The sequence below is a fragment of the Flavobacterium sp. RHBU_24 genome (assembly GCF_046613695.1).
In the GTDB taxonomy this organism is placed as follows: Bacteria; Bacteroidota; Bacteroidia; order Flavobacteriales; family Flavobacteriaceae; genus Flavobacterium.
This window is the reverse complement of sequence record NZ_JBKJHD010000003.1, coordinates 71135-85503: the sequence shown is the minus strand read 5'-3', so window position 1 is coordinate 85503 and position 14369 is coordinate 71135. Positions and strand designations below refer to the sequence as shown.

Annotated in this window: 11 protein-coding genes; 9 read left to right on the top strand and 2 right to left on the bottom strand. The window is 45.0% G+C overall.

Going from position 1 to position 14369, the window contains the following annotated elements; translation table 11 throughout:
* The 5 genes from ligD (at window position 1) to ACLI09_RS04865 (ending at window position 8019) form a co-directional block, all read left to right on the top strand.
* Window positions 1–2667: a DNA ligase D gene (gene ligD, locus ACLI09_RS04885; RefSeq protein ID WP_411418474.1), complete on the top strand. Its 2667-nt coding sequence runs from the start codon at window positions 1–3 to the stop codon at window positions 2665–2667.
* Between the two features lie 166 nt (window positions 2668–2833).
* Complete coding sequence (gene uvrB, locus ACLI09_RS04880; RefSeq protein ID WP_411418473.1) at window positions 2834–4825, top strand: excinuclease ABC subunit UvrB; 1992 nt, start codon at window positions 2834–2836, stop codon at window positions 4823–4825.
* Between the two features lie 210 nt (window positions 4826–5035).
* Window positions 5036–5356, top strand: a complete 321-nt coding sequence (locus ACLI09_RS04875) for an ArsR/SmtB family transcription factor (protein WP_411418472.1) — start codon at window positions 5036–5038, stop codon at window positions 5354–5356.
* Between the two features lie 6 nt (window positions 5357–5362).
* Window positions 5363–5860, top strand: coding sequence for an SRPBCC family protein (locus ACLI09_RS04870; protein WP_411418471.1), 498 nt, complete (start codon window positions 5363–5365; stop codon window positions 5858–5860).
* Window positions 5861–6186: 326 nt separating this feature from the next.
* On the top strand, window positions 6187–8019 hold the full coding sequence (locus ACLI09_RS04865) for a metallophosphoesterase (RefSeq protein ID WP_411418470.1): 1833 nt from the start codon (window positions 6187–6189) through the stop codon (window positions 8017–8019).
* Window positions 8020–8044: 25 nt separating this feature from the next.
* Here ACLI09_RS04865 and holA read toward each other — a convergent pair whose 3' ends face one another.
* On the bottom strand, window positions 8045–9049 hold the full coding sequence (gene holA, locus ACLI09_RS04860; protein ID WP_411418469.1) for a DNA polymerase III subunit delta: 1005 nt from the start codon (window positions 9047–9049) through the stop codon (window positions 8045–8047).
* 46 nt (window positions 9050–9095) lie between these two features.
* Here holA and ACLI09_RS04855 point away from each other — a divergent pair, with 46 nt between their 5' ends.
* The 4 genes from ACLI09_RS04855 (at window position 9096) to ACLI09_RS04840 (ending at window position 12852) form a co-directional block, all read left to right on the top strand.
* Window positions 9096–9548 carry a type I restriction enzyme HsdR N-terminal domain-containing protein gene (locus tag ACLI09_RS04855; protein WP_411418468.1) on the top strand — a complete coding sequence of 151 codons (453 nt, stop codon included), beginning with the start codon at window positions 9096–9098 and terminating at the stop codon, window positions 9546–9548.
* On the top strand, window positions 9549–10538 hold the full coding sequence (locus tag ACLI09_RS04850; protein ID WP_411418467.1) for a glycosyltransferase family 2 protein: 990 nt from the start codon (window positions 9549–9551) through the stop codon (window positions 10536–10538).
* A gap of 79 nt (window positions 10539–10617) precedes the next feature.
* Window positions 10618–11454, top strand: a complete 837-nt coding sequence (locus ACLI09_RS04845; RefSeq protein WP_411418466.1) for a flagellar motor protein MotB — start codon at window positions 10618–10620, stop codon at window positions 11452–11454.
* A 204-nt stretch (window positions 11455–11658) separates the two neighbouring features.
* Window positions 11659–12852, top strand: coding sequence for a pyridoxal phosphate-dependent aminotransferase (locus ACLI09_RS04840; protein ID WP_411418465.1), 1194 nt, complete (start codon window positions 11659–11661; stop codon window positions 12850–12852).
* Between the two features lie 107 nt (window positions 12853–12959).
* On the opposite strand, the gene lpdA is transcribed toward ACLI09_RS04840, so the two are convergent.
* Entirely contained in the window at window positions 12960–14366 is a 1407-nt protein-coding gene (lpdA, locus tag ACLI09_RS04835) for a dihydrolipoyl dehydrogenase (RefSeq protein WP_411418464.1), read from the bottom strand.
* Window positions 14367–14369: the final 3 nt, after the last annotated feature.

The following is a 14369-nucleotide window of genomic DNA, read 5'->3' as shown; positions in this document are numbered from 1 at the left end:
ATGAAATTAGCCGACTACAACAAGAAACGCGACTTTAATAAAACGAAAGAGCCTAAGGGTAAAGTAAAAAAGGGCGGCAAGGCTTTGCACTTTGTAGTGCAAAAGCATGCGGCATCCCATTTGCATTATGACTTCCGGCTGGAGATTGACGGCGTGCTTGTAAGTTGGGCAGTACCAAAGGGCCCCAGTGCCGACCCATCGGTTAAGCGGCTGGCGATGCACGTGGAGGACCACCCTATGGATTATATTGGCTTTGAGGGTACAATACCCAAAGGTGAGTATGGCGGCGGCACGGTAATGGTTTGGGATACCGGCACCTACCTGGCAGAAGGCAGTGATGACGTCGCCGAAAGCGAAAAGCTGCTGCGTAAAATGCACGGCGAAGGCAATATTAAAGTAGTATTATCCGGGGAGAAATTAAAAGGTTCTTACCACCTGGTGCAGATGCACGGAAAGGAAAAAGAATGGCTGCTGATGAAGGCTAAAGATGAGTTTGCCGATAAAAAGGAATTTGACCAGACATCTGTGCTGACCAAACGTACACTTGATGAAATAACTGAGGATAAAAAATCGGACGTTTGGGAAAGCGACCATGAAGCGCCCAAGCGTGAAAAGCATGATGATATACTGAGTGATATTGAAACAAGCGCGGACACCCAAAACGATACTAATGTTGGTTTCACCGCAGATGACGTGGCGGATGCCAAAAAACGTAAAGCGTTCCCAAACGAATGGAAACCACAGCTTGCCACACTGGGCGATAATGTTTTTGAAAGCAACGATTGGGTGTACGAAACCAAATATGACGGTTACCGCGCATTGGTTATGATACATAAACAAAAGGTGGAGTTAGTATCACGTAACGGACTGTCGTTCAATAAAAAATATGCACCTCTGGTAGACGCTTTTGATATTATTAAAGATGATGTAATCCTTGACGGCGAAATTGTGGTGGAAGATGAAAAAGGCATCAGCCATTTTCAATGGTTGCAGTATTTCGCCGATAATCCTGACCGTGGCAAACTAAAAATATACGTGTTTGACATACTCTATTTTAATGGGTTTGATCTCACTCCCCTAACCCTGCTGCAACGCAAAAAAATACTTAAGGCGCTGCTGCCTGAAAGTGACCAGATTATTTATTCAGGACACATCATTGGCAACGGCGAAAAGGCATTGGCTAAAGTAAAAAAGGAGGGGGGCGAAGGGCTTATTGCCAAAAAAGCTGACAGCCGCTACCATGTAAACAAACGCAGTAAAGACTGGCTTAAAATAAAAGTTACCAAAGAACAGGAAATGGTTATTGGGGGGTTTACCGACCCAAAAGGCTCACGTTCAGGATTTGGTTCGCTGCTGCTGGGCTATTATGAAGACGGCAAGCTGAAGTACAGCGGCAAGGTAGGCACAGGGTTTAACGAAGATTCCCTGAAAGAACTGCACGAAAAACTGCAAAAACTGGAGCGTAAAACATCACCGTTTGAAGAGGTACCAAGGGAAGAACGCAAAGCCCACTGGATAACTCCCGAACTTGTAGCCCAGATTAAATACAGTGAATGGACGGAAACAAATAGCCTGCGCCATCCGGTTTTTATAGCGCTGCGTAATGACAAGGAGGCGAAGGATGTAGTGCGGGAAATTCCAATTGTTCAAACTTCAAAAGACAAAACAATGGAAGAAGAAAAGCGCGTTGCTAAAAAAAAGGCTGAGCCAAAAAAATCAACAGAGGAAAAAACTGGCGATATGAAACCTGCACCTAAAAAAGTTTCCCCTAAAACAAAAAAAGGCTGGGATACTGATAAAGTACCTGTTACGCATCCTGAAAAAGTGTTTTGGCCGGAACAGGGCCTTACAAAAGGTGACGTTATAAAGTATTATGATACCATGGCGGAATATATTTTGCCCTACATTAAAGACCGCCCGCAAAGCATGCGCCGCACGCCCGATGGTATTGTTAAAGAAGGCTTTTTCCAAAAGAATGTGGCGGGTATGGTGCCGGACTGGGCTTTGACGGAGAAAATACATTCGGAATCTACAAAAGAGGATATTGAGTTCCTGATTTGCAACGATAAAGATACGCTTATCTATATGGCAAACCTGGGCTGTATCGAAATCAACCCGTGGAGCAGCCGTGTGGGCAGCCTCGATAACCCTGACTATATAATTTTTGACCTCGACCCGAATAAGGTTGGCAGTAAGGAGTTAGTTACAACCGCCAAAAAAGTAAAAGAAGTGCTTGATGGACTCGGTATTAAAGGTTATTTAAAAACTTCAGGAGGTAAGGGGCTGCATGTGTTTATCCCTATAAAGCCGAAATATACCTACGAGCAAAGCCGTGATTTTAGCCATATCATAAGCCAGCATGTGCACGACGCCCTGCCCGATATTACCAGCCTGGAGCGTATGCCTAAAAAACGCATTGGCAAAGTGTACCTCGACTTTTTACAGAACGGCAAGGGTAAGACGATGGCCTGCGCTTACTCCCTCCGCCCGCGTGAAGGCGCTACCGCCAGCACCCCGTTGGATTGGGATGAACTGGACGGTAAATTCAACCTTAAAAAGTACAACATAAAAACGCTTCCAAAACGTGTAAAAGCCAAAGGCGACCTATGGGCTGATTTTTTTGACAATGCGATTGATTTGGGGGAAGTGCTGGGGAGGATGGAGTAGCTATACCCGACTGAAACAAATACAAATCCCTTTTAGCCCCCGATTGCAGCAACACGAGCTTGCGAACTGGCGAAGCATATCCCCTACGCAGGAGGGATAACAGTAGGTGTTAAACCATTGTACCGGGGCAAACTATTCCGTATCTTTGTAGTAAAAGCTATTGCAAATGAAATTTCAGGTTGTATCAGATTATAAACCCACAGGCGACCAGCCCGAAGCGATAAAACAGCTGGTACAGGGCATTAAAGCCGGTGAGCCGTTCCAGACGCTGCTGGGTGTAACCGGCTCGGGTAAAACCTTCACTATGGCTAACGTGGTGCAGGAAGTGCAAAAGCCTACATTGGTGCTGGCCCACAACAAAACCCTGGCCGCGCAGCTGTATTCAGAGTTTAAGCAGTTTTTCCCGAATAACGCGGTAGAATACTTTGTGTCCTACTACGACTACTACCAGCCCGAAGCCTACATACCGTCGTCGGGCACTTATATAGAAAAAGACCTTTCGATAAACGAGGAACTGGAGAAGATGCGCCTAAGCACCACTTCTTCCCTCCTTTCCGGCCGCCGCGACGTACTTGTGGTGGCTTCGGTTTCCTGCCTGTACGGTATTGGTAACCCGGTGGAGTTCCAGAAGAATGTGGTTTCCATAGAGAACGGACAGGTAATAAGCCGTACTAAATTGCTGCACAAACTGGTGCAGAGCCTGTATGCCCGTACTGAGGCCGACTTTACGCCCGGCACCTTTCGTATTAAGGGCGATACGGTAGAAGTGTTCCCAAGCTACGGCGATGAGCCATTCCGCATACATTTTTTTGGCGATGAAATTGAAGAGATAGAAGCCTTTGATAAAGTTACATCGCAGGTTGTAGAAAAATACGACCGGCTGAACATTTACCCGGCCAACATGTTTGTTACCAGTCCCGATGTGCTTCAGGGCGCCATATGGGAGATACAGCAGGATTTGGTTAAGCAGGTCGACTACTTTAAAGAAATTGGAAAACACCTTGAGGCCAAGCGACTTGAGGAACGTACCAACTTTGACCTGGAGATGATTCGCGAGCTCGGGTATTGCTCTGGTATTGAGAACTACTCAAGGTATCTTGACCGCAGGCTGCCGGGAACACGCCCGTTCTGCCTGCTGGATTATTTCCCTAAGGACTTCCTCATGGTGATTGACGAAAGCCACGTTACCGTGAGCCAGGTGCATGCCATGTATGGCGGCGACCGCTCGCGTAAGGAGAACTTGGTAGAGTACGGCTTCCGCCTGCCTGCCGCAATGGACAACCGCCCGCTAAAGTTTGAAGAGTTTGAAGCGCTCCAAAACCAGGTGGTATACGTGAGCGCTACCCCGGCAGACTACGAACTGCAAAAAAGCGGCGGTGTATATGTGGAGCAGGTCATTCGCCCAACGGGGTTGCTTGACCCGGTGATAGAAGTGCGCCCAAGCATCAACCAGATAGACGACCTTATTGATGAGATACAGCAGCGTGTGGAACTTGACGAGCGTACACTCGTTACAACCCTTACCAAGCGTATGGCCGAGGAACTTGCCAAATACCTGACAAAGGTTGCCATCAGGTGCCGCTATATTCACAGTGAGGTAGATACGCTGGAACGTGTGGAGATTATGCAGGACTTACGCAACGGGTTGTTTGATGTGCTTATAGGCGTTAACCTGCTGCGTGAGGGGCTCGACTTACCCGAAGTGTCGCTTGTGGCGATACTGGATGCCGATAAGGAAGGGTTTTTAAGGAATACGCGTTCGCTGGTGCAAACGGTGGGCCGTGCCGCGCGTAATGTAAATGGAAAGGCCATTTTATATGCCGATAAAGTAACCGACAGTATGCAGCGCACCATAGACGAAACCCTGTACCGCCGCGAAAAACAGCACAATTATAATATTGAGCACGGCAAGGTACCGGTGGCGTTGAGCAAGGAAGTGAAGCGAAACGTACTGACTAAGAGCCCGATTACATCCTACCACTACGACAATACGCCCAAAGCTGCAGCGGAACCGGATACAGCTTATATGTCTAAAATTGATATAGAAAAAATTATCCGCGAGAAACGCAAATCGATGGAGAAAGCCGCTAAAGAGCTTGACTTTATGCAGGCTGCAAAATTGAGGGATGAAATTAAGGTGTTGCAGGAGAAGGTATGACGATTATTTTGAATTAGATATTTTAAATTTTGAATTGAAGATTCACTCCTGCCCTATATAAAACAAAACCTGCTAATCAGCAGGTTTTGTTTTATATAGGGCTATAACACCATATTCCCCCGCGTGCGTATCCGCATTATGTAAAGTTTAACATTGCTTTTATGCAACCGTTTGGTTGCATTTATTATATTTGTAAATATAATTTGATTTATGAAAGCGACTGTACGACGGGATGTGTTCCAGGCCATAGCCGACCCTACCCGCAGGGGCATACTGATACTACTGAATGAAAAGGAAATGACCCCGAACGCCCTGGCCGAAAAGTTTGACACTACACGGCAGGCGGTTTCCAGGCATGTAACTATTCTGCAGGAATGCGGTCTGGTAACGCCAAAACAATCTGGCAGGGAGATTTATTATATACTGGATACCGTTAAAATGAAAGAGGTAGACCGCTTCCTGGAGCCATTCCGGAAAATGTGGGAAGATAAATTTTCGCAACTTGACAACGTATTATCAAACCTTAAATGAGCAATTATGATACCCAACAACGAAACAAAAATTGTAAAAGGCGCCACGGCCAATACACTTGTGGTAACCCGCAGCTTTAACGCACCGGTAGAGAAAGTCTGGCAGGCCTGGACCGATAGCCGCCTGCTTGACGAATGGTGGGCGCCCAAGCCCTGGAAAGCCGTAACGGTAGAGTTTGACTTTACCGAGGGCGGCCACTGGCTATACTACATGCTGGGGCCTGAAGGCGAAAGGCACTATTGCCGCGCCGATTATAAAACCATCGAGCCACTTAAGCGCTTTAGCGCTACTGATGCGTTTACCGACGAGAATGGCGTACCAAACAGCGAGATGCCCAGTACACACTGGGAAAATAACTTTATAGCAAACGGTGAAACTACCGATATAGAGATTGTGCTGACCTATGCCAGTGAAGCCGAGCTTGAAACGATTGTTTCTCTAGGCTTTAGAGAGGGGTTCTCTATGGGGCTTGCCAATTTGGAAGAACTTTTGGCGATCAAATAATTATATATCAGTCCACTACAAATATGTTTTTGTGGCGGACTGGTATACCTTAATCACTGCTTTTGCTGTTTTTCTTATCCCTTTTAGCTTCCTTTTTTTCCTTTGCAGTTTTAAGTGGCTCCTTCTTGCCTGTCTTTTTTGTATCCTGTCCTTTTGACATAATTTTTTAATTTAAATGATTCATAATTCAACTCATTTGTAATGTAGTCAAATTAATATCGGCATGGCTTTAATTAACCTTTCATGTAAATAATACTTAACATTTATATTACACCGTTTGTTTACTTTAGTGAACTAATTTGTATAAAATTGCAGCTTTTGCATTTATGAAAAAATTACTCCTGGCCCTACTCGCTTTTTATATGTCGGCAACTGCCTACTGCCAAAAAAACAGGCCTGTACAGGTAGCCTTTTTAGCGGATGTGCATTTACAGGATTTGTATGGCACTTTTAAAGATACCGTTTATCCAAAACTTATAAATCCGCAAAACAATAGACCCCTACTGATGCGCACGATGGACAGCCAGCTGCACAGTACACGTATTTTCAACGAAAACTATTTTGCCTTCCTCGCGGCGCTGGACGATATTGCAAAACGGGGCGTAAAACTCGTTGCCCTGCCCGGCGACTACAGCGACGACGGCCAGCCTATACACATTCGCGGCCTGGTTGAAATACTCCATCAATATTCCGATAAATATGGCATGCGTTTTTTTATCACTACCGGCAACCACGACCCTGTAGGCCCGTTTGATACCCCCGCCGGTAAAAACGATTTCCTGGGTGCGGGCGGAAAGAAACAGCCGGTATACAGTAATGTTAGCATGCATACCGAAGATGTAAAAACCGAACTGCCAACAATCATTACCAATGATATCTCGACTATGGGCTATGAGGGCATTACCGCCCAACTGAAAGATTTTGGGTTTTACCCCGATAGCAAAAGCCTATTTTGGGCAACGCCATATAGCAGTTATGATTATAGCAATTACACCTATACTAAAGCTTTAAGTGAGGCCACATACCAGACCCGTAGGTATGAAATTACTTCAGGTAATAATATTCCAGACGCAACCTACATAACCGAGCCGGTAAAAGGCCTTTGGCTGCTGGCAATTGATGGTAATGTATACCTGCCCACGAAGAATAAAAGCAGCACCCGCGCTTGGGTAGAATACCACGGCGCGTCCATTGGTTATAACAATGTGCTGCAGAACAAGGTCCATCTGATTAAGTGGGTAAAAAACATGGCTGATGAGGCTAAAAAACGCGGCAAGGTATTGATTGCCTTTAGCCACTACCCTATGGTTGATTATAATGACGGCGCTTCCGCGGAAATTACGCAGCTTTTGGGCGAAAGAAAATGGCAGATGGAGCGCCTGCCGGTAGATGCCGTGGCACAAAGTTTTGCCGATGCGGGAATCAAAATACACTTTGCCGGGCACATGCACATTAACGATACGGGGGTATACCACGGCAAAAACGGCAATAACCTCATTAACATACAAACGCCGTCGCTGGCAGCATACATACCGGGTTATAAGCTGCTCACTATTACCGATGCTACCCATATGGAAGTCGAAACCATAACCATTGATGAGCTACCGCGGTTTAACGAGCTTTTTGAATTGTATAAGCAAGAGCATACGTTTTTAGAAAGCATAGGCAGTAAAGACATTTGGGACGAAAAAATACTTGAAACCAAAAGCTACCATGAGTTTACGGAATATCATCTGAAGGAACTGGTACGTTTGCGGTTTATACCGCAGGAATGGCCGAAGGAGTTTACGGATTACTTTACTAAAGCTACGGGTTATGATTTGCTTTCAAAGCTTGTAGCCGCTAAGGAACTCGATAGCACGCTAAAAAAATACAGGCTAAAAGCCGAAGACTTTAAAGCGTGGACAGGGTCTGACTTTATGGTCGATCTCTACCGCCTGCAAAGTGCCGATTGCCTGGCACTGAAAGATATAAGTAAAAATCGCATGGAGCAGTACAGGCTAATTATAAAATTATCAGGCAGGGAGCAGTCAGGCAAAAATGAAATTGACATACAGTGCGGCTTATTCTACTGCATTTTCAGTAAATTGCTAACGGGCGACCCGGCAGGAGATTTTAAGATAGATACTAAAACCGGCACCGTTACTGAGATAAAGTAAATAGAAAGTGTACTAATCTTGCATATCAGTTAAAAATCTTAACGAGCATTTCCTTCAGCAGGTCGTGGTTGCTTATCGATGCCGCCCCTACCCCTTTGCTTTTTACATCCACATCGCGAAGCGTGCTCACAATTGCGCTTACCTTTCGCATTGGGTAATTGCGCAGTGCCACATCATAATCTTTTAAAAAATAAGGGTTTACCTTTAGCATCTTGGCAGCGTTGCCGGGGCTTTTATCCTTTAGCCCATGGTACTGCAACAGCTGCGAGAAAAAACCAAACACCAGCCCCACCGTCATTACCAGCGGGTTGTCTTTAGGGTTCTGGGCAAAATAGTCGGCTATCTTATAAGCCTTAAGCTGGTCTTTTTCGCCAATGGCCTTGCGCAGCTCAAACACGTTGTAATCTTTGCTAATACCTATATTCTCTTCAATATGGTGCGGGGTTATCATGCTGCCCTTTGGTAAAATAATGGCCAGCTTATCGAGTTCGTTATTTATTTTCCCAAGGTCGGTACCCAGAAATTCAACCAGCATGGCCGCGGCTTTTGGCTCTATGCCATAGCCTTTACCGCTAAGCACACGTTTTATCCAGTCGCCCACCTGGTTTTCATACAGTTTTTTACTTTCAAAAACCACCCCGCTCTTGGCAAACAGCTTGGTCACTTTTTTACGCTTATCCAGCGTTTTATATTTATAGGCAATAACAAGCACGGTACTGGGTTGGGGGTTTTCGGCATAATTTTCAAATTTGTCTATATTCCGGCTCAGTTCCTGTGCTTCCTTAACAATAACCACCTGGCGGTCGGCCATCATGGGGTAGCGTTTGGCGTTGCCTACCACATCTTCCACGGTAACATCCTTGCCGTACAGTACCATTTGGTTAAAGCCTTTTTCCTCTTCAGTAAGTATATTATTTTCAATATATTCGGTAAGTTTATCTATATAATAGGGCTCCTCGCCCATTAAAAAATAAATGGGCTTTATGTTGCCTGCCTTTATATCGTTTACAATTTTAGTAACTTCGTCCACAGTATTGTTGTTGCTGATTATTTACCGAAAATACTACCTTTGCACCATGCAAAAGCTCAACTTTCCGGAGTATACATTCCGATTCAAAAATAGTGAAAATAAGGTCGCCATTTTTGATGAGATTCGTAAAAAGTTTATTGTGCTTACGCCCGAAGAATGGGTGCGCCAGCATGTAGTGCGCTTTTTGCTGAACGACAAAAAGTTCCCTAAATCGCATGTAAATGTAGAGAAGATTGTAAAGATAAATGGCATGAACAAGCGCTACGATGTGGTGGTTTTTAACCCCAACGGCAGCATTTACCTTATTGTGGAATGCAAAGCTCCCGCGGTACCCATATCGCAAATAACATTTGACCAGATAGCCCGTTACAACATGACACTAAATGCCACCCACCTCATGGTAACAAACGGATTAAACCACTACTTTTGCAGGATGGACCACGAGGCAGAAAAATACATCTTTTTAGAAGATGTACCACCGTATATACCACAAAATTAAATGGATAGCATAGCTGTAGTAATACTCAACTGGAACGGGAGGGCGCTGCTGGAACAATTCCTTCCATCGGTAATAAAACATTCTGAAGGCGCTGTTATATATGTAGCCGATAACGCCAGTACCGATGATTCGGTTGCTTTTGTAAAAGAGTACTATCCACAGGTTAAAATAATACAGAACAAAGGCAATTTTGGTTACGCTAAAGGCTATAACGACGCACTTCTTGAAATAGAAGAGGATATTTATGCGCTGGTAAACAGCGACGTAGAAGTAACCGAAGGCTGGCTCAACCCCGTGCTTGACCTTTTTGAAGCCGATAACGAAACGGCTATCATTCAGCCTAAAATACTGGATTACAAGGACAAAAAAATGTTTGAATATGCCGGTGCCGCCGGAGGTTTTATTGATAAATACGGCTATCCGTTTTGCAGGGGGCGCGTGTTTGAAACCATTGAGCAGGATAATGGCCAGTATGATGATACTGCTGAAATATTCTGGGCATCAGGGGCGTGCTTTTTTATCCGGAAAGATGTATATCGGGAACTCGGCGGCTTTGACGAAGATTTTTTTGCACACCAGGAAGAAATCGACCTGTGCTGGCGCGCATGGAATGCAAACTACAAGGCGCGTTTTTGCTACAAATCGGTTATATACCACGTAGGCGGGGCTACACTCAATGCGGGCTCGCCAAAAAAGACATTCCTCAACTTCCGCAACTCGCTGTGGATGATGGCCAAGAACCTTCCGGCAGGAAAATTATTTCCGGTGCTCTTTATACGAATGTGTTTTGACGGCATTGCGGTGGTACGATTTTTACTACAGGGGAAGCCTGCACATTTGTGGGCGCTACTACAAGCCCATTTTTTCTTTTATTTAAGATTATTTTATTTCTTAAACAAAAGAAAATCAATTAAGTCCAAAAATTACTACAAAAAAAACAGCATTGTTGTTACATATTTTCTTAATAATGGCAAGAAGTTTGATTCGTAATTTAACAATAGTTTATACATATATCCGTTAGTAATTTAGAGATTAATAGTAATTTTGTTAAAATTTTAAACCTGTAATTATGAAAAGAACCGTCCTAATGCTTTCATTAGTAGCGCTGACGCTTGGGTCTTGCGGTACAAAAAAGAAGATTGCTGCGCTGGAAGCCAAAAATAAAGAAATCCAGGATTTGCTTAATACAGCAACGGTAAAGCTTAATACGTGCCTTGCGGAAAAAGACCAGCTTACCGGACAGGTAGATTACCTTAAAAAAAGTAATTCAGACCTGATAAATACTACAGCAAACATGACGACCCTTACCTCTAAGGGTGCAGAAAACCTTGAAAAATCGCTGGAGAGCCTTAGGGAAAAAGACCTGAAAATAACACGTTTACAGGATGCTATTACCCGTAAAGACAGCGTTACACTTGCACTGGTTACCAGCATTAAGCGCGCGGTGGGTGTAAACGACCCGGATATCGACGTGAGTGTTGAGAAGGGTGTAGTTTATATATCTATTGCTGATAAGCTGCTATTTAAAAGCGGCAGCTATAACGTAACTGACAGAGCAAAAGAAATTTTAGGAAAAGTAGCCAAAATAGTTCAGGACAAACCTGATTTTGAATGCATGGTTGAAGGCCACACGGACAATGTGCCTATTAAAAACCCTGTGCTTCAGGATAACTGGGACCTTTCAGTTAAACGTGCTACGTCTATCGTAAGGATATTACAAAACGATTTTGGTGTAGACCCTAAGCGCCTTGTTGCCGCCGGTCGTAGCGAGTTTGTGCCCCTGCAGAGCAACTCAACACCTGAGGGCCGTGCTACAAACAGGAGGACAAGGATACTTGTACTACCTAAAATCGACCAGTTTTATGACATGATCGAAAAAGAAATGAAAAACCAGCAGGGTAAATAATCTAACGATTTACTTCGCTAAACTATATGAGGCTGCCGCAATGGCAGCCTTTTTTGTTTATCAGCCGCGACCCGAGCGTGGCGAACAGGCGAAGCAATTCCACCAATTGACACGAATTTCGATTAATGAAATTTGTGTAATTAGTGGCTAAAAATTTCTAAAAAATGTTGCAAATTTGCCTCATCTAACAAACAACATCGCAAAATGCCAAATGTATCTGAAAAAGGCACGAAAATGCCTGAATCTCCTATAAGAAAGCTCGTACCTTACTCTGAAGCAGCAAAAAAGAAAGGCCATAAAGTATACCACCTTAACATTGGCCAGCCGGATATCAAAACACCGGAAGTAGCGCTCGAAGCTATTAAAAACAACAATATCAGCATATTAGAATACAGCCACTCCGCCGGTTTTGAAAGTTACCGTACTAAACTGGCAGCATCTTACCGGCAGCACGGCGTTAATGTAAACGCAGCCGACATTATTATAACCACAGGCGGCAGCGAAGCACTGCTCTTCGCACTTGGCAGCACATTAGACTATGGCGACGAAATAATAATCCCCGAGCCGTTTTATGCCAACTATAATGGCTTTTCGGTAGCATCGGGAGTAACGGTGGTACCGGTAATTTCTACCATTGATGAAGGCTTTGCCCTTCCCCCTATTGCTGATTTTGAAAAACTGATTACAAAAAAAACAAAGGCGATACTGATATGCAACCCCGGCAACCCTACCGGCTACCTGTATACACAAGAGGAAATAAACCAACTTGCCGAACTGGTTAAGAAACACGACCTTTTCCTTATTGCTGACGAGGTTTACCGCGAGTTTACCTATGACGGCGATAAGCACTATTCGGTAATGAATGTACCGGGCATTGAGGAACACGCTATAATGATTGACTCGGTATCTAAGCGTTACAGCATGTGTGGCGCGCGCATAGGCTGCATTGTCTCTAAAAACAAACAATTGATGGCCACGGCAATGAAGTTTGCCCAGGCGCGCCTGAGCCCGCCCACGTTTGAGCAGATAGCCAGCGAGGCCGCGCTTGATACCCCGCAAAGCTATTTTGACGAGGTAATTGCCGAATACCGTGAGCGCCGCGATACCTTAGTAAGCGAACTGGATAAAATTGAAGGTGTAAAAGTTGCCGTACCTAAAGGCGCATTTTACTGCATAGCAAAACTTCCCGTGAAAAGCGCCGACGCGTTCGCACAATGGCTATTGGAAAGCTATGACAATAATGGCGAAACAGTAATGGTGGCACCGGCAGCTGGTTTTTACTCTACACCGGGTGTGGGGCTTGATGAAATACGCATTGCCTACGTACTTAAAAAAGAAGACCTCATACGTTCTGTAGCTATTTTAAAAGATGCGATAGCAACGTATAATGCGCAGTAGAAAGCCAGAAACAAGTTGAAGGGGAAGTAAAACCGTTTCAAACCTTATAAAATAACAAAACCCACTCCGTAATGAAGTGGGTTTTGCTTTATATGGTAAAGTAGGAATTATATATGTATGGCCCTGTTTTCGGTAGCGGCAAGTGCAGCTTCCTTAACAGCTTCGGCATAGGTAGGGTGCGCGTGAGACGACCTTGCTATATCTTCGGCGCTTGCCTTAAACTCCATCGCAACAACTGCTTCAGCGATAAGGTCGGCAGTACGGGCTCCTATCATGTGGATGCCAAGAACCTCATCAGTTGTGGCATCGGCAAGTATTTTTACAAAACCATCAGTATCCATACTCGCACGGCTACGGCCAAGCGCCTTGAACGGGAAGCTTCCTGTTTTATAGGCAACGCCGGCTTCCTTAAGCTGTTCTTCGGTTTTACCTACAGCAGCAACTTCAGGCCAGGTATACACCACGCCCGGTATCAGGTTATAGTTGATGTGCGGTTTCTGTCCGGCAATAACTTCCGCTACAAATACGCCTTCTTCTTCGGCTTTGTGGGCAAGCATCGCGCCTTTAATTACGTCACCTATGGCATAAATGTTTGGTACGCTTGTCTGTAAGTGGTCGTTAACTTCAATCTGCCCGCGCTCAGTGATTTTTACACCGGCTTTATCGGCAGCAAGGCCATCCGTAAACGGACGGCGCCCAACTGATACCAGCGCATAATCGCCGTCAAGGGTAATAGTTTCGCCTTTAGCATTCTCAGCCTGAACCTGCACGCCTTCGCCCGCACGCTCTACCGATTTTACTTTGTGCGACGTATAGAACTTCATGCCCTGTTTTTTAAGTACTTTGGTAAGCTCTTTACTAAGGCCGGCATCCATACCGGGAATGATACGGTCAAGGTACTCTACCACGCTAACCTGTGCACCAAGGCGCAGGTACACCTGGCCCAGCTCAAGGCCGATAACGCCGCCGCCTATAACGATAAGGTGTTTGGGCACTTCTTTCAGCTTAAGGGCTTCGGTAGAGGTGATTATTTTTTCTTTGTCAATTTTTATGAATGGCAGCGACGATGGCTTAGACCCCGTAGCAATAATGGTGTTCTTAGCCTCGATAACTTCAGATGAGCCGTCGTTTTTAGTCACTTTAACGTGGGTGGCATCTTCAAATGAACCAACGCCTTCAAGAACGGTAATCTTGTTTTTGTCCATCAGGTATTTGATGCCGCTAACGTTCTGGTCTACAACGCCCTGTTTGCGGGCTATCATCTGCTCAAAGTTCAGCTTTATTTCGCCTTCAATATCAATACCGTGCTCTTTAAAGCTTGCGTGCGCATCGTGGTAGTGGTGCGACGAATCAAGCAGCGCCTTGCTGGGGATGCAGCCTACGTTAAGGCAGGTGCCGCCCAGGGTGGGATATTTTTCGATAATAGCAGTAGAAAAGCCTAATTGTGAAGCGCGGATGGCAGCTACATAACCGCCGGGGCCCGAACCTATAACGACAACGTCAAATGAACTCATATT